Origin of the sequence: Streptomyces sp. NPDC096136 (assembly GCF_044763325.1) — a bacterium.
Lineage (GTDB): Bacteria > Actinomycetota > Actinomycetes > Streptomycetales > Streptomycetaceae > Streptomyces.
The window spans coordinates 230,890-245,906 of record NZ_JBIWFZ010000007.1; the positions used below are offsets into that span (position 1 = coordinate 230,890).

Below are 15,017 nucleotides of genomic sequence, written 5' to 3' on the forward strand. Positions count from 1 at the left end.
CGGCGGTCCCGCGCGTTCCACCGGTTCTGGCGGGGTCAGGGCCTGACCGGCCGGTCGGTGGTGCGGGCCAGCAGGACCGCGACGTCGTCCTGGGGGGCGGTGGGCAGCAGCCGGGTCAGGATGCCGTCGCAGAGTTCCTCCAGCGGCCGGGCGGGCCGGCCCAGGGCCCGGGCGAGCCGCTCCATCCCCTCGTCGAGGTCCCGGTCGCGGGCCTCGATCAGCCCGTCGGTGTAGAGCGCGAGGAGGCTGCCGGGGGGCAGCGGGACCGTTTCGGTGCGGAAGGAGCGGCCTCCGGTGCCCAGGGGGGTGCCGGAGGGGCCCCGCAGGAAGGTGACCGTGCCGTCGGCGGCGACCACGGCGGGCGGCGGGTGGCCGGCGCGGGCGATGACGCAGCCGCCGGTGGCCGCGTCGTGGACGGCGTAGACGCAGGTGGCCATCTCGTCCTCGCCGAGGTCGGAGACGACGGCGTCCAGCGAGCGGAGCATCCGCGCCGGCGCCACGTCGTGCCGGGCGAGGGTGCGCACGGCGGTGCGCAGCTGGCCCATGACGGCGGCGGCGTGGATGCCGTGGCCCATGACGTCGCCGATGACCAGGCCGGTGCGGCCGCGGGGCAGCCGGATGACGTCGTACCAGTCGCCGCCGACGTCGTGGTCGCTGGCCGGCAGGTAGCGGCCGGTGAGTTCGAGGCCGGGGACGCACGGGAGGGCGTGGTTGGTGAGGCTGCGCTGGAGGGTGAGGGCGGCGTGGCGCTGGGCGGTGTACATGCGGGCGTTGTCGATGTTGAGGGCGGCCCGGGCGACGAGTTCGTCGATGAGGACGCAGTCCTGCGCGTCGAAGGGCTCGCGGCTGCGCAGCCGGGTGACGGCCACGGCGCCGAGCACCTTGCCGCGGGCGACGAGCGGCACCATGCGGGCGGAGCCGAGGGTGGCGAGGTAGGCGCGCAGGGCGTCGGCGCGGGGGTCGGTGATCAGGGCGGGGACGTCGGAGGCGTAGAGGTTCATGGGCACGCCGTCGGCGACGACCCGTTCGTAGACCGTCCCGACCGGGATCTGGAAGGTCTGGCCGGCGGCCAGGCGGGCGGTGGGGGCGTCGGGGTCGGGGAAGGAGGCCGCGAGGCGGCGCATGAGCCCCTGGGTGGCGGCGGCGGCCGCGGCGGTCTCGTCGGGGTCGAGGGCGGATTCGAGGAGCTGTACGTCGGCCGAGTCCGCGAGCTGCGGCACCAGCAGGTCCACGATCTCCTGGGCGGTGCGGCCCAGGTCGAGGGTGGTGCCGATGCGGGTGCCGGCCTCGGCGAGGAGGGCGAAGCGGGTCCGGGCCCGTTCGGCCTCCAGCTGGGCGCGCTGCCCCTCGGTGATGTCGATGAGGGAGGCGATCAGGCCGAGGGTGCGGCCGGAGCCGTCGAGCAGCGGGGCGTAGGAGCAGGACCAGGTGTGGTCGTGCTCGGGGTCGGCGGGGGTGCGGCCGGTGCGGCGGACGTCGAGGACGGCGGTGCCCCGTTCGAGCACCTGCCGCATGGTGGCCTCCAGGGCGGTGGCGTTGACCCCGGGGACCACTTCGGTGAGGCGCCTGCCGAGGTGCTCGGCGGCGGAGACGCCGTTCATCCGGGCGAGGGCGTCGTTGACGCGCAGGAAGCGCAGGTCGGGGCCGAGGGTGGCGAGGCCGATCGGGGACTGGGTGAAGAGGCTCTGGAGGGCGGCGAGGGAGTCCCGCATGTGCAGGACCTGGGAGGTCTCGACGGCGATGAGCATGGCGCCCCGGCGGCCCCGCGGGTCGGCGGCGGGCACGATCCACATCTCCATGGCGACGCGGTGGCCGTCGCGGTGGCGGACGGGCAGGGTACCGACGACGGTCTCGCCGGCCTGGACGCGGCGGGTCAGGTCGTCGGCGAGGGCGCGGTTGGCCTCGGGGACGAGGACGGCGGCGCCGGGGCGGCCGAGGACGTCCTCGGGGCGGTGGCCCAGCAGCTCCTGGGCGGCCAGGGACCACTCCACGACCCGTCCGTCCGCGTCCTCCCGCCACAGGGCGATCGGCAGCAGCTCGCGGAGCACGCCCGCGTACCCGACGGCCGCGTCCGGCGGATCGGGCACCCTGCTCGCCGACTGGTACGTGTCCAATGCACCGACCTCACCCCGAGGGGTCCCCTTCGTACCGATTCACCCTATCCGAGGGCCCGGCGCGGGGCGCTGCGGCGGGGTCGGGGCGGCGCCGGGGGGCTGATCCGCTCCCCCGGCGCCGGGCGCGCCGGCCCCGTCAGAAGTCCACCTGGGCGCGGACGTCGGCCCGGCCCACGGACTCCAGCTCCCAGGTCTTGCAGTACAGGCGCCGGATGTACTCGATGTCGGCGTTGCGGGCGGCGGCCTCGCGCACCGGGTACATCACGGTGAGCTCGAACGATCTCTCGCGGTTGATGTCGCCCTCCTTGTCACGCCACTGGCCGCGCCCGTCCTGGAGGGTCAGCCCGGACGGGAACCGCGGGGTGACGACGTCGGCGACGAACTTGTTGAACTCCTCCTCGGTGATCGGCGGGTTCCCGTTGTGCCGGCCCGTGCCGAAGTAGAGGTGCGTGGAGATGTACGGGCTGCCCTGCTCGACGGCGGGCTGCGGGGTCGGGGCGGCGGAGGCGGCGGGCGTGCCGAATGCGGCCTGCGACACCGGGCCGCCGAAGGCGAAGAGGAGGGCCGCCGCGGCCAGCAGGCCGGCCGCGGGCGTGGAGATCCTTGGGGAGCGCATGTCGTCGTCCTGTCTGTGGAAGGGTGCGTGTCCGTGTCGCGTCGGGGGGCCGCCGGGCGGGATCCGTCCGGGGGGCGGCCGGGGCCGGTCAGGCCGGCAGGGACTCCCGGAGGAAGGCGGCCGCGTCCCGCAGTGAGGCCGGGGCGCCGCAGCTGCGGCGCAGGGCGGCCGCGGTGGCGGCGAGCGTCTCGGTGGTGCGGGCCGAGCCGATGCCCGCGGCGCGGGGGGCGACCCGTCCGATGAGCTCCTCCGCCTCCCGCCAGGCCCCGGCCCCGGCGAGGGCCGCGAGGAGCTCCGCGGTGAACAGGTGCCGGTAGGAGGGCCCGGGGGCGCCGGCCGCCTCGTACAGCAGGGGGATGGCCCGGTCCCAGCGGCGGAGCCGGGCCTGGACCCAGCCCTGGTGGCCGAGGAGCTCGGTCTGGTCGATCCACCAGGCCCAGTGCGGGTCCCGGCGGGAGATCCCGTCCAGGAAGCGGCTCTGGGCGCGGGCGATCAGCTCCAGGGGCTCCCGGCCGCCGCCGAGCACGGCGATCGCGTGCGCCCGGCGGACCAGGACGAGGCTGGCGACCCGGGCGGGCAGCGGGCGGGGCCCGGCCACCCGGGCGGCGGCGGCGAGGGCGGCGCGCGGCCGGCCGGTGTGGGTGGCGAGCATGCTGTGGTTGAGCAGGGTCAGCCGGGCCGTCCAGCGGTCCCCGCACAGGGCGGCCAGGGCCAGGGAGCGGGCGTTCATCCGGTGGGCGGGCCCGTAGTGGCCCGCGTCGAAGAGGATCCAGCCGATGACCTCGGCCAGCTCGGCGAGGGCGGCGAGCCGGTCGGCGCCGAGGCCGCCCAGGGCGGCCGGGTCCGCCGACAGCTGCGGGACCGTGCGCACGGCCTCCCGTACGGCGGGCACGGCGGCGGCCGCGCCCCGTCCGGCGTCGAGGGCCACCAGGCGTGCGACGGTGCGCAGCGCCAGCGGGACCAGGCCTTCGGGGCCCTCGGGCTCCCGCTCCGGCGCCGTCATGACAGCAGGCCGGCGTCGACCGGCCCGGGGCGGTCCTGGCCGAGCCGGTTGAACGACGAGGCCACCTGGCTCAGCCACTCCACCTCGTCGCGGAAGTCCTCGTACGGGGGCCGCGCCGGGATCTCGGAGGCGTCGGCGCGCTCGGCCCGCTCCTCGGCCGGCCGGCTCAGGACGGCGCGCACCTGGAGGGCCTCGCCCAGCGGCGAGGTGGGGTCCTCGGGGAGGTCCAGGGAGCGGGCCACGCGCGCGAAGTCCTCCAGGGAGAGCGAGGTGCGCAGGATCAGCTGGCCGTCGCGGATCTCGATGACGCGGCGGTAGAGGCTGTAGTGCGGGTCCCGGGGCGGGACCAGGTCGCGCAGCCAGGACCGGGGCGGGTCCAGGGCGATGTCGGGCGAGGCCTGGTAGAGGGCCCACCACAGGGGCCGCAGCCGCCGGTAGGAGCGGTAGGAGCGGGCCCAGCCCCGGGCGCGGGTGATGCGGATGCCCCAGGAGGGGATGGTCCAGCCGGCGATCTGGAGGAGGGCGCCGACGCTGCCGGCCGTCCACTGGATGGGGTCGAGGGCGCTGCCGTCGAAGTCCAGGCGGGTCCCGGCGATCTGGACGCCGCGGGTGACGCAGTACACCAGGATCATGCTGGCGCCGACGGTGACGGTGCGCATGCCGACCTTGAGCCACTGGCGGTTCGCCATGGTCGTGAAGCGCAGCGACAGGCGTACGGTCTCGAACTGCCCGACGGCGCAGATCAGCAGGTAGAAGGACATGTAGAGGGCGTATCCGCCGTGCTGGATGCTGAGCAGGATCGTCGAGGTCGCCGTCTCGGAGTGCGCCACCGGCCCGACCGCGAAGGAGGAGACGACGAGCACGGCGAGCGCGCCGCCGAAGACCAGGACGCGGTTGCGCGCCATGCGCCGGGCCTCGGCGGGCGGCGAGGACCAGTAGACGAGGACGACCTGCTGGGCGGCGGTGAGCACCACGACCGCCGCCTGGGTGATCAGCGAGGTGATGTTGGGCAGCCCGAAGAAGGCGGAGATGTGCAGCCGCAGCAGGTCCAGGTCGACCAGGAAGCTGATGCCCGAGCAGAGGAAGTAGGTGCACAGCGCCCACAGGGCCACGTCGTGCCGGCGCCGCAGCAGGTCCGGGAGCCGGTACGCGAAGGCCGCCAGGCCGACGAAGGCGCAGACCCAGGCGAGGATCGCGTAGATCACGCCGGCCCCTGCTCGGGCCGGCCCAGGCCGCTCTCGATCCGGGCCACGATCTCGGCGGCCTCGTCCGGCACTCCCCAGGCGGGCTCGGTCCAGCGCTTGTTGGCCCGGGCCAGGATCAGGGAGGCCATGGTCTCGGCCTCCTGCTCCTCGTCGTCGCTGTACCGCGAGCGCATCAGCACGCTGCGGACGGCCTCGGGGTCGACGTCGGAGAACAGCAGGCCCGCCTCCCCCGCCTCTCGCACCTCTCCCGCCTCTCGCACCTCTCCCGCACCGTCCGGCTCTTGTGCACCGGGGTCGGCCTGGTCCAGTTGCAGGGACCCTTTGTGGTCGAAGGCGATATGGGCGAGTTCGTGGGCGATGATGTGTTCCTTGTGCGACGCCGAGGCCGCCTTCTCGAAGGCGATGATGTCGAAGTCATCCGTTTTCAGCCATATCCCGAACAGGTGGCGTTCGGGGAAGGCCGTCGGAATCAAATGGATCGGGCGCCCGCGCTGCTCGCTGAGATATGCGTGGAGTTCGTCGATGCCGCAGCCGTGCTCCATGCCCCATTCCGCGAGCAGCCCCTCGCAGGTCCGGCGCACCTTCTTCAGGCGACGCCTGAGCGTCCGGTCCTCCGACGCCGGTAACGCGGAGCCAGGTAACTTCATCCCTCACTCCTCCGGCGAACCCAGCGGTCGACAACGCGGCCATGATGCCATACGGCCAACTCCCCACCGCGCGCGGTGAGTTCTATCCGGCCATTCTCCAGGTGCCTTCGACCGGGGTTAGTCCGCCGCCCGCTCTTCGAACGCGGGGAAACGCGCGGGGAAATCCGCTGTGCGCCGGAATTCGGTCGTCCGGCGCACCGGTTCAGCGGCCCGCGAGCACGCCCGCCACCCCGCGGGCGAGACAGGGGATCCGCCCGGCCTCGATGCCGGCGATGTTGATCCGCCCCGCGGTGGTCCCGTAGATCGCGTACTGGCGGCGCAGCCGGAGCATCTCCTCCGGGGTGAGGGGCAGCATCGAGAACATCCCCCGCTGCCGGGCGAGCGAGGCCGCCTGTGCCTCCCAGCCCAGCTCGCCGAGGTGGGCGGCCAGGCTCGTGCGGTTGGCCTCGATGCGGCCGCGCATGACGTCGAGCTCGGACCGCCAGGCGGCCCGCAGGCCCTCGTCCTCCAGGATGGCCGTGACGACTGCGGCCCCGTGCTCCGGCGGCATCGAGTACAGGGTCCGGGCGGCGTTCTGCAGGGCGGTCTCGGCGTGCCGTACGGCCCGCTCCGAGGCGCCCAGGACGATGGCGCAGCCGGTGCGGTCGCTGTACAGGCCGAAATTCTTCGAGCAGCTCACGGCGACCAGCATCTCCGGCACCCGTTCGGCGAGCAGGCGGGTGGCCCGCAGGTCGGCCTCCAGTCCGTCGCCGAGGCCGTGGTACGCGAGGTCGACGAACGGCACCCAGCCGTCGCGGGCGGCCCGTTCGGCCAGCGCCGCCCAGTCCTCGGGGTCGGGGTCGACCCCGGTGGGGTTGTGGCAGCAGCCCTGGAGCAGGACGACGTCGTCGCGGGCCGCCGCCGCGAGGTCGCGGAGCACGCCCTCGGCGTCGAAGCCTCCCTCGGCGTCGCGCCAGCCGTAGGTGCGGACCCTGAGCCCGGCCGCCTCCAGGATGGGGCGGTGGTTGACGTACGCGGGGTCGCTGATCCACACCGTGGCCCCGGGGCGGGTGCGGCAGATCAGGTCGGCCAGCAGCCGCAGCGCGCCGGAGCCCGCGACGGTCTGGACGGCCGCGGCCCGGCCGGCCGGGCCCTGCGGGCCGCCGTCGCCGAGGATCAGGGTGAGCAGGGCGCGGTTGAAGGCGGTGTTCCCGGAGAGGCCCCGGTACTCCTTGGACTCGGAGCGCTCCGCCAGCCGGATCTCGGCCTCGCGGACGGCGGCCATGACGGGCGTGCGGCCGGTGTGGTCGCGGTAGACGCCGAGCACCAGGTTCAGCCGCTCGGCCCGCTCGTCGGAGCCGAACTCGTACGTCAGGTCCCACAGCGGGTCGGTGGGCGGCGGGGGGAGGAGCTCAAGCATCTGCGGGGACCTCGGGACGGGGGTGGGCGGACGGACGGGTACGGGATCCGGGGCGGCGGTTGGCGAGGACGACGCCGACGGTGATGAGGGGGACGCCGACGAGCACGGCGGCGGTCGGGGACTCGCCCAGCACGGGGATGGCGAGCAGGACGACGGCGACGGGGCTGAGGCTGCCGACGACGGAGCTGCGCTCGGCGCCGAGCCGGCGGATGGCGAAGGCGTACAGCAGGCCCGCGCAGAGTCCGACGCCGAGTCCCTGCACCACGAGGAACAGGGCGATGTCGCCGCCGGCGGCGTGTGCCAGGCCGGTCGGGAGGACCCCGGTGAGGACCAGCAGCGCGATCACGGCGAAGGAGGGCAGGCACAGCAGCCCGATCGACCCGACGGGGTCGAGGTCCACGTCGCGCAGCCCCACGGTGTACAGGGCCCACAGGCCGCTGGCCACCAGCAGGGTGCCGGCCCCCTCCAGCACGTCGGCGTCGACGGGGACCACGTAGCGCCACACCAGGGCGGCCACGCCGGCCGCGATCAGCGCGAGCCCGGCCACCTGGGCGCCGCGGGGCAGGCCGCGGCCGCGGGCCGCCATCAGGGCGGCGACGAAGAGCGGGACCATGCCGGGGACGATCGAGCCGACGAAGGCCGCCGAGGTCAGGGCCCCGCCGTGCATCGCGGCGAGGAAGAAGGGCACCCCGGCCCCGCAGACGATCTTGAGCGCGGCGCCGGGGCGGACCGCGGCGATGCGGCGCCTGCGCCGCCACAGGGCGGGGGCCAGGACGAGGACGGGGACGCCGAAGCGCAGCAGCGCGGCGTCGGCGGGCCGCAGGGTGGAGGCGCCGAGGGCGCGGGCGCTGAGCGCGAAGGCGGCCCAGATCGCCACGGTCACCGCGAGGGCCAGCATGCCCTCGGCGTGCGGGGAGAGCCCGAACCGGCCGGTGTTTCCGGCCGGCGGGCCCGCCGTGTCGACAGGCGCGGACGCGCCGGTGGTGTGGGTCGCGACCAAGGGATGCACTCCAGCCTGTGAGAGCGGGCCGGTCCGGCCCGTTCACCGGCAACGTTAGGTCCTGGGCCGGGGCAGCCGATTGCCAGTTCTGCCGTTCGGACATACGTTTGGGGCAGGATCTGCCAACAATCGCCGAGAAAGCGCCGAGGGACCCCGGGAATGGCCATGGACGCCGTCGACCTCCAGATCATCCGGGAGCTGCAGGCCGACGGGCGGCTCTCCAACCAGGACCTCGCCGACCGCGTCCGGCTGTCCCCCTCGCCCTGTCTGCGCCGGGTCCGCCGGCTGGAGGAGGCGGGCCTGATCCGGGGCTACACGGCGGTGGTGGACCAGGTCGCCTTCGGGCTGCCGATCACCGTCTTCGTCCGGATCCGCCTGGAGCGGCACACGAAGGAGGCGGTCGCCCAGTTCGAGCAGCACGTGGCGGTGATCGAGCACATCCAGGACTGCTATCTGATGGCGGGCAGCAGCGACTACCTGCTGCGGGTGGTCATCGAGGACCTGGAGGCGTACGAGGCCCTGGTCCGCCACCGGATCCACGCCATCCCCGGGATCGCCTCGATCGAGTCGAGCTTCGCCTTCGGCAGCGTCAAGCAGTCCCGCACCTACCCCCGGCCCACCCCGGGGACGGCGGCCCGGACCCTCTGAGACCTCGGGCCCGCGGCCTCAGCCGTCGCCGCGGAAGTGCGCGACGGCGAAGTCGGCGAAGTCCCGGACGGCGGCGGGTGCGAAGGCGTCCCGGTCGCGCACGAGCCACAGCACCCGCCGGCTGTCGGGGGTCGCCAGCCGGGCCCAGGCCACCGTCGCGCGCGGTCCGGCCTCCCGCGCCATCGCCGGGAGCAGGGCGACCCCCAGGCCCGCACCGGCCAGGTCCAGGAGGGCGCCCGGCTCGTTCCCCTCGCACACCACCGCGGGCCGCAGCCCGGCCCGGGCGAACAGCCGGTCGGCGAGCTCCCGCTGCCAGTGCCCGGGCCCGGGGGTGAGGAACGGCTCCCCCTCCAGCTCGGCCACGGCCACGTCCTCGCGCCCGGCCAGCGGGTGCCCGGCGGGCACGGCCAGCAGCACCTCCTCCCGGAGCAGCTCGACCGACTCCAGTCCCGGGCCGGCGAGCGGCTCGGAGGCGAGGCAGAGGTCCGCCTCCCGGGTGCGCAGCAGGTGGGCCATCGCGTCGGCGGGGCACTGGCGCAGCCGGAAGTCGACGCCCGGACGGGCGGCGCGGTGGCGCCGGAGCAGGGCGGCCAGGGTCATCAGGGTCTCGGTGGCCACCGTCACGGCGCCGCTTCCGGTGCCCGCCGCCTCCGCCAGTTCGCGGCGGCCGTCCTCCAGTTCGCCCAGGGCCCGGTCGACGCGGCGCAGGAAGGCGGCGCCGTGCCGGCCGAGGCGGATGCGGCGGCCCCGGCGCTCGAAGAGCTCCACGCCGAGCTCGGCCTCCAGGCGGGCGATGGTGCGGCTCACCGAGGGCTGTGCCACGCGCAGTTCGGCGGCCGCCCGGCTGATGTGCTCGTGGCGCGCGACGACCTGGAAGCAGCGCAGCGCGAGCAGATCCATTCCCCGCCCCCCTCATCACCGTCGAGGCATCTTTTCATGGCCGAACCGGTCTTGGACCGCGCGAAGGGCGCGCCCCTAGCCTGCGGAGCATGACCGAGAACACCGAGAACAGTCACAACCCGGTTCCTGCGCACGGGAGTTACGTGGAAGCCGTGCTGGAGGTGCTCGCACGCTCCCCCGGCCGCCCGGCCCTGGTCCCGGCGCGGGGACCCGCCCTCCTCGCCGGGGAGTTCCGGGACGGGGTCCTGCGGACGGCGGCGGAGCTGGCGGAGCGGGGCGTCGGGCGGGGCTCCACCGTCACCTTCCTGACGGGCAACCAGCCCGAGGCGCTGATCGCCCGGTACGCGGTGAACCTGCTCGGCGCCCGCGTGGTGTTCCTCGGGGAGGGCACGGCCCCGCAGGCGCAGGCCGGGATCGTGGAGGGCGTCGACACCGCCGTGCTGCTGGTGGCGCCGGGGGCGGAGGCCGCCGCCCGGGCGCTGCTCGCGCGGGCGCGCGTGCCCGCCGTCCTGTCGCTGGGGCCGGCCCCGGCCGGCGAGGAGCCCCCCGGCGAGGACCTGACGGCGGCCGCAGCGCTGCGGCCGCCCCGCCCCGTACGGGGCGGGGCGCGTCCGGAGGACGACTGGTGCGTGCGCTTCACCGGCGGCACCACCGGCAACCCCAAGGGCGTCCGGATGGCGCACGGCCCGTACGCCCGGGTGCTCGCCCTCCACGCGGGCCGGATCCCGGCCGGGAGCCGGCCCCGCGCCCTCGCCTGCACCCCGCTCGCGCACATGGCGGGCGTCCTCGCGGACATCACCCTCCTCGCCGGCGGCACGGTCGTGCTGCAACCCGCGTTCGACGCGGGCGAGGTGCTCGCCGCCCTCGCCCGCGAGCGCGTCACCGACGTCTGGCTGCTGCCTCCCCTGCTCTACGAGCTGCTGGACCACCCGGACCGGCCGGCGGCCGACCTGTCCGCCCTGCGCCGCGTCTTCTACGGCGGGACCGGTGCGTCGGCGGGGCGGCTGCGGGAGGCGGCCCGGGCGTTCGGGCCGGTGCTGCACGGCTGGTACGGGCAGACGGAGGCGGGCAACATCGCCGAGGTGCTGCCGCACGAGCACGGGGTGACGGGCCCCGGCGGCGTACCGACGGCGGGGCGGGCGGCGCCCGGCGTCGACATCGAGATCCGCGGCGCCGACGGAGGGCCGCTGCCCGCCGGGGAGGCCGGGGAGATCGTCGTCCGCACGCCGATGGCGATGAGCGGGTACTGGCGGCGGCCCGGAGCGACCGCCGGGGTGCTGCGCGACGGGTGGATCCGTACCGGGGACGTCGGCTGCCTCGACGCCGAGGGCCGCCTGTTCGTCCTGGACCGGCTCGGGGAGCAGATCGTGGTGGTCGGCGGGCACGTCCACCCGGCGGAGCTGGAGGAGCTGCTCCTCGCCCATCCCGCCGTCGCCCGGTGCGCGGTGTTCGGGGTGCGCCGCGCGGACGGGACCGAGGAGGTGCACGCCGCGGTCGTCCCGGTGCCGGGGCGGGACGCGGGGCGGGAGGTGGTCCGGGAGTACGTCACCCGGCACAAGGGGGCCATGTACGCGCCCCGCGCCGTGCACACCGTGGACCGCATCCCGCTCACCGGGGTCGGCAAGCCCGACAAGCGGCTGCTGGCCCGGACCCTGGGCGGTCCGGGGGGACGGCCCGCGGCTCAGGCGTAGCGCTCGAAGAGGGCGTCGAGGTAGCCCTCCAGCCGGTCCGCCATCAGCCGCGGGGTGAGGTCGGTCCGTCCCAGCGCGCGCCAGGGCACGGCGACCTTCTCCGCGTCCGGGGCGAAGGCCAGGGCGTCCAGCAGGCGCCAGTAGAGGTGGTCGGCCGGGTCCTCGGCCAGGGTTCCCCCGGCCGCCGTGTAGCGGTCGGCGAAGCCCATGCCCGCGGGCACCCCGTGCAGCAGGGCCAGGGAGGTCGAGCAGTGGGCGACGTCCAGGTCGGCCGGCCCCCAGGAGGTCTCCACCCAGTCGACGACCCCGCTGACGCGCAGGCCCTCGCCGGCCCCCTCGAAGAGGACGTTGCCGGGGTGGAAGTCGCGGTGCAGGAAGCAGGCCCGGTGCTCCGGGGGCTCGCGGCGGATGGCGTCCGCGGCCCGCCGCCACAGCTCGGGCCGCCCCGTGCGCTCCGGCGCGGCGACCCGCTCGGCGGAGGTCCACGCCTGGTAGGCGCGGGGCCGGTCCGCCGCGGGCACCCGCAGCCGGTGGATGCCCAGCAGTTGGCGGGCCATCAGCGCGGAGCGCGGCCCCAGTTCCCCGTCGTCGACGCGCACGGTCCCGGGCAGCAGGGACATCAGCAGGGAGGGGTGGTCGCAGTGCTCCGCCGTCGGGTCCACGGCCACGAGCGAGGCGGCGGGGACGTCCGTGCCGGCGAGCAGCCGCAGGATCGCCGCCTCGCGCGTCAGCAGGCCCTCGGCGTGGCGCAGGTAGAAGGGCCGGACGAAGGAGCGCAGCACCAGCGACCGGGGGCCCGCCTCCCCGCCGGACAGCTCCAGACGGCGCATCCGCGAGGTCCAGCCGCCCTGGAGCGGCGCGGCGCCCTCGATGCGCTCCCCGTCGGGCAGCGTCCCCTCCACCCACGAGCGGGTCGCCGCCCAGTCCTGCTCCGTCTCCGCGCGCATCACCATGGCCGCAGCCTAGTTGCACACCGCACGGACCGGGGGAAAACCGGAGCGGTCACCGCGCCCGGCCGCCTAGGCTCCTCCCATGCCCGGCTCGGAGATACAGCAGATCACGACCTTCCTCGCGGCCTTCGCACGCCGCAAGGCCGCCCGGACCGTCGATTTCCCCGGCGGGTTCGCCGCGCTCGACGACGCGTTCCCGCTCTCGTACGGGAACAACTACGCCGTCGTCGACGCAGCGGTCGACCCGGAGGCGCTGCCCGCCCTGGCGGACGAGGTGCTGGGGCACCTGCCGTACCGGCTGCTCACGGTCCTCGACGACGGGGCCGGGAAGGCCTGCGCCGGGCCGCTGCTGCGGGCCGGCTACGCGCACCGCGTCTACCTCGTGATGCTGCACGGGGGTCCGGTGCCGGCCGGCGGCGGGGCGCAGGAGGTGGACCTCGACGCGCTCCGCGTGCCGCTCGCCCGGCGCTGGCGCGATTTCCTGCCCGATGCCGGCGAGGAGGTGATCCGCCAGCTCGTCGACCGCCGCGAGACCTGTCGCCGCGGGGCCGACACCGTGCGGTTCATCGGCGCCCGCACACCGGACGGCGAGGTCGCCTCGTGGGCCGACCTCTACCTGGACCCCGCCACGGGCACGGCCCAGATCGAGGACCTCGTCACCTCCGAACTCCACCTCGGACGCGGCTACGCCGACGCGGTCCTGGCCGCCGCCCTGCGCCGGGCCGCCGACTCGCACTGCGCCACCCGCTTCCTGACCGCCGACGCGGCGGACTGGCCGCGCCACTGGTACGAGCGCCGGGGCTTCTCGGTCATCGGCCGGTGCCACGGTTTCGAGCGGACCTGAGGCCGCACTACCCGGACGGACCGAGCGGCGGCTCGGGCAGGTACTGCTCGAAGAAGACCTGCCCGACCAGCTCGCGGCGGGAGCGCACCCCGGTCTTGGCGAACACCGACTTGAGGTGGTCCTGCACCGTCAGCCGGGACAGGGCCAGGCCCGTGGCGATCTGCGCCGTCGACGCGCCGCGCAGCACCTGCCGCAGCACCTGGCACTCCCGCGGGGTCAGCGCGTACGCCCGCAGCAGTGCGGCGATCCGGTCGGGCGGCGCGGCCGGGCCGACGGACAGGGCGATCTGCGGCGCGGGGCCCCCTTCCAGGCGCCAGCCCTCGATGCCCGCCCAGCCGCCCGAGCGGGTGGGCGCGCACACCCGGCTGCCGCCGCTCGTACTGCGCAGGGCGGCCGCCGCCACCCCGTACGCGGCGGCCGGCAGCCCGGCGGCGCCGGACGCGGGCACCTCGGCCAGCTCGGCGAACCAGGCCCGGGCCGTGGCCGAGGTGGTGAGCACCTCGTACTCGGCGCTGAGCAGGACCATCGCCCGGGCCTGCGGATCGCGGCTGCCCCGCGCGGCCGTCAGCGCATCGCGCAGGACCCGGCCCAGGGGGGCCGAGAGCCGGGCGGCGAGGTCCGTCTCGGCGGCGGAGAACGGCGGCCGGCCGGCGTCGCGGACCATGACCAGCGCGCCCCACACCCGCCCGGCGTCGCGCAGCAGCACCCGCATCTCGTCGCCGAGCCCCTGCGGTCGGTAGATGTCGCGGTAGCGGGTGCTCCGTTCGAGCCGGCCGTCGAGTCCGGTGTGCAGGGTCCCCACGGGCGCGGTGCCCGACCGGGCGAGGGCGGGCATCTGGAGGGCGTCGCCCTCGCGGTACTCGATGTCGAGCATCCGGGGCATCCACTGCGCGCCCACGCCGTGCCGGTAGACGCCGCCGACGTTGAGGAGGGTGTCCGGGTCCAGCAGCACCCCGGCCCACAGCTCGAAGGGGACGGTTCGCGCCAGTTCGGCGGCGGCCGCCTCCAGCACGGGTACGGGTCCGGTCGCGTCCTGCGCGGCCCGGACCGTACGCCGGTACGCGTGCTGCCCGAGCGTGGGGCCGGTCATGGGTCCTCCCGATCGCCCGCCCGGCGGGGCGGCCACGGGTCCAGAATCGGCCAGGGCGCTGAACGTTCGCTAAACGGCTCCGGCGGCGGCCGCACCCCCAGATTGCTGGGATGGCGCCACGGGCGCGCCGCCCGCACACTGCGGAGGACCTCCGGGTCCGGGGGCGATGCGTCGGGGGGACTCATGACGGGGAAATCAGCGGGCAGGGGCGTGCTCGACGGGGCGTTCGCGCTGCTCGACGCGTTGCGTCGGGCGGGCGGGGAGGCGGGGCTGACGGAGATCGCCGAGGCGTGCGGGGTGCCGAAGGGGACGGCGCACCGGCTGCTGGAGCAGCTGGCCGCGCTGGGGGCGGTCGAGCGGCGCGGGCGGCGGTACGTGCTGGGGCCGCAACTGTTCCGGCTGGGGCAGTCCTGGCAGCCGTATCCGGGGCTGCGGACGGCCGCGCGGACGCCGCTGCTGCGGGTGCGGATGACGACGGGGGCCAGCGCCGTCCTGGTGGTGCTGCGGGACGGTCTGGCGCTGACGGTGGCCTCGGTGCCGGGGCGCGCCGAACCGCTGGTGCCGGTGCGCGACGGGATGGGCTTCCCGCTCACCACGGCCGCCGGCCTGGCGCTGACCAGCCGGGAGCGGGGTCCGTTCGTGGACCGGGAAGGCGTGGTGCCGGGGCTGTGCTGTGCGGCGCTGCCGGTGCGGGGCCGGGACGGGCGGGTGGTGGCCGCGCTGGCCGCGCTGACCCCGGCGGACCAGCCGCAGGCCCCGCTGGCCGCGGCGGTCGCGGGGGCGGCGGCCGCGGTGGGAGACCGCCTGGCCCGCGCCGACGGCACCTGGCCCGACTGCCCGGCGCAGGCGCACGCGAGCTGGTCGCGACTGCTGCGGCGGGCCCGGGTCGGGGAGGCGGAGGGCGCGTGAG

General features: G+C 75.9%; 14 protein-coding genes. 4 read left to right on the forward strand and 10 right to left on the reverse strand.

What is annotated here, in order from left to right; all coding sequences use genetic code 11:
* Nucleotides 1-35: 35 nt before the first annotated feature.
* The 7 genes from ACIRBY_RS17685 to ACIRBY_RS17715 form a co-directional block, all read right to left on the reverse strand.
* Complete coding sequence (locus ACIRBY_RS17685) at nucleotides 36-2,114, reverse strand: SpoIIE family protein phosphatase (RefSeq protein WP_403901441.1); 2,079 nt, start codon at nucleotides 2,112-2,114, stop codon at nucleotides 36-38.
* Nucleotides 2,115-2,250: 136 nt separating this feature from the next.
* A complete protein-coding gene (locus ACIRBY_RS17690) occupies nucleotides 2,251-2,730 on the reverse strand; it encodes a DUF3574 domain-containing protein (protein WP_403901443.1) in 480 nt (159 codons plus the stop codon).
* An 88-nt stretch (nucleotides 2,731-2,818) separates the two neighbouring features.
* A complete protein-coding gene (locus tag ACIRBY_RS17695) occupies nucleotides 2,819-3,733 on the reverse strand; it encodes a DNA-binding protein (RefSeq protein ID WP_403901444.1) in 915 nt (304 codons plus the stop codon).
* Entirely contained in the window at nucleotides 3,730-4,938 is a 1,209-nt protein-coding gene (locus ACIRBY_RS17700; protein WP_403901446.1) for an MAB_1171c family putative transporter, read from the reverse strand. Before ACIRBY_RS17700 ends, ACIRBY_RS17695 begins: the two co-directional genes overlap by 4 nt.
* Nucleotides 4,935-5,585: a hypothetical protein gene (locus ACIRBY_RS17705; protein ID WP_403901447.1), complete on the reverse strand. Its 651-nt coding sequence runs from the start codon at nucleotides 5,583-5,585 to the stop codon at nucleotides 4,935-4,937. The genes ACIRBY_RS17700 and ACIRBY_RS17705 overlap by 4 nt, the downstream gene beginning before the upstream one ends.
* A gap of 202 nt (nucleotides 5,586-5,787) precedes the next feature.
* Nucleotides 5,788-6,984 carry an aromatic amino acid transaminase gene (locus ACIRBY_RS17710; protein WP_403901448.1) on the reverse strand — a complete coding sequence of 399 codons (1,197 nt, stop codon included), beginning with the start codon at nucleotides 6,982-6,984 and terminating at the stop codon, nucleotides 5,788-5,790.
* Nucleotides 6,977-7,984, reverse strand: a complete 1,008-nt coding sequence (locus ACIRBY_RS17715; RefSeq protein ID WP_403901449.1) for a DMT family transporter — start codon at nucleotides 7,982-7,984, stop codon at nucleotides 6,977-6,979. Before ACIRBY_RS17715 ends, ACIRBY_RS17710 begins: the two co-directional genes overlap by 8 nt.
* Nucleotides 7,985-8,143: 159 nt before the next feature.
* On the opposite strand from ACIRBY_RS17715, the gene ACIRBY_RS17720 reads away from it, so the two are divergent.
* Nucleotides 8,144-8,632: an Lrp/AsnC family transcriptional regulator gene (locus tag ACIRBY_RS17720; protein ID WP_403901451.1), complete on the forward strand. Its 489-nt coding sequence runs from the start codon at nucleotides 8,144-8,146 to the stop codon at nucleotides 8,630-8,632.
* A gap of 18 nt (nucleotides 8,633-8,650) precedes the next feature.
* Here ACIRBY_RS17720 and ACIRBY_RS17725 read toward each other — a convergent pair whose 3' ends face one another.
* A complete protein-coding gene (locus ACIRBY_RS17725; RefSeq protein WP_403901452.1) occupies nucleotides 8,651-9,532 on the reverse strand; it encodes a LysR family transcriptional regulator in 882 nt (293 codons plus the stop codon).
* 89 nt (nucleotides 9,533-9,621) lie between these two features.
* Between ACIRBY_RS17725 and ACIRBY_RS17730 the strand changes: the two genes are divergently transcribed.
* A complete protein-coding gene (locus ACIRBY_RS17730; RefSeq protein ID WP_403901454.1) occupies nucleotides 9,622-11,223 on the forward strand; it encodes an AMP-binding protein in 1,602 nt (533 codons plus the stop codon).
* Here ACIRBY_RS17730 and ACIRBY_RS17735 read toward each other — a convergent pair.
* On the reverse strand, nucleotides 11,214-12,170 hold the full coding sequence (locus tag ACIRBY_RS17735; protein WP_403901641.1) for a phosphotransferase family protein: 957 nt from the start codon (nucleotides 12,168-12,170) through the stop codon (nucleotides 11,214-11,216). The two genes, ACIRBY_RS17730 and ACIRBY_RS17735, sit on opposite strands and share 10 nt — an antisense overlap.
* An 85-nt stretch (nucleotides 12,171-12,255) precedes the next feature.
* On the opposite strand from ACIRBY_RS17735, the gene ACIRBY_RS17740 reads away from it, so the two are divergent.
* Complete coding sequence (locus ACIRBY_RS17740; RefSeq protein ID WP_403901455.1) at nucleotides 12,256-13,017, forward strand: GNAT family N-acetyltransferase; 762 nt, start codon at nucleotides 12,256-12,258, stop codon at nucleotides 13,015-13,017.
* Between the two features lie 7 nt (nucleotides 13,018-13,024).
* Here the strand turns inward: ACIRBY_RS17740 and ACIRBY_RS17745 are convergent, their stop codons facing one another.
* Entirely contained in the window at nucleotides 13,025-14,107 is a 1,083-nt protein-coding gene (locus ACIRBY_RS17745) for a LuxR C-terminal-related transcriptional regulator (RefSeq protein WP_403901457.1), read from the reverse strand.
* A gap of 183 nt (nucleotides 14,108-14,290) precedes the next feature.
* Between ACIRBY_RS17745 and ACIRBY_RS17750 the strand changes: the two genes are divergently transcribed.
* The gene (locus ACIRBY_RS17750) at nucleotides 14,291-15,016 is read left to right on the forward strand and encodes an IclR family transcriptional regulator (protein ID WP_403901458.1); all 726 of its coding nucleotides are present in this window, start codon (nucleotides 14,291-14,293) and stop codon (nucleotides 15,014-15,016) included.
* Nucleotide 15,017 lies beyond the last annotated feature (1 nt).

What these genes read in the sequence shown, in the direction of transcription:
- ACIRBY_RS17690 (WP_403901443.1), bottom strand. Translation starts at nt 2,730, where the DNA reads ATGCGCTCCCCAAGGATCTCCACGCCCGCGGCCGGCCTGCTGGCCGCG.
- ACIRBY_RS17695 (WP_403901444.1), bottom strand. Translation starts at nt 3,733, where the DNA reads ATGACGGCGCCGGAGCGGGAGCCCGAGGGCCCCGAAGGCCTGGTCCCG.
- ACIRBY_RS17705 (WP_403901447.1), bottom strand. Translation starts at nt 5,585, where the DNA reads ATGAAGTTACCTGGCTCCGCGTTACCGGCGTCGGAGGACCGGACGCTC.
- ACIRBY_RS17710 (WP_403901448.1), bottom strand. Translation starts at nt 6,984, where the DNA reads ATGCTTGAGCTCCTCCCCCCGCCGCCCACCGACCCGCTGTGGGACCTG.
- ACIRBY_RS17720 (WP_403901451.1), top strand. Translation starts at nt 8,144, where the DNA reads ATGGCCATGGACGCCGTCGACCTCCAGATCATCCGGGAGCTGCAGGCC.
- ACIRBY_RS17725 (WP_403901452.1), bottom strand. Translation starts at nt 9,532, where the DNA reads ATGGATCTGCTCGCGCTGCGCTGCTTCCAGGTCGTCGCGCGCCACGAG.
- ACIRBY_RS17730 (WP_403901454.1), top strand. Translation starts at nt 9,622, where the DNA reads ATGACCGAGAACACCGAGAACAGTCACAACCCGGTTCCTGCGCACGGG.
- ACIRBY_RS17735 (WP_403901641.1), bottom strand. Translation starts at nt 12,170, where the DNA reads ATGCGCGCGGAGACGGAGCAGGACTGGGCGGCGACCCGCTCGTGGGTG.
- ACIRBY_RS17740 (WP_403901455.1), top strand. Translation starts at nt 12,256, where the DNA reads ATGCCCGGCTCGGAGATACAGCAGATCACGACCTTCCTCGCGGCCTTC.
- ACIRBY_RS17745 (WP_403901457.1), bottom strand. Translation starts at nt 14,107, where the DNA reads ATGACCGGCCCCACGCTCGGGCAGCACGCGTACCGGCGTACGGTCCGG.
- ACIRBY_RS17750 (WP_403901458.1), top strand. Translation starts at nt 14,291, where the DNA reads ATGACGGGGAAATCAGCGGGCAGGGGCGTGCTCGACGGGGCGTTCGCG.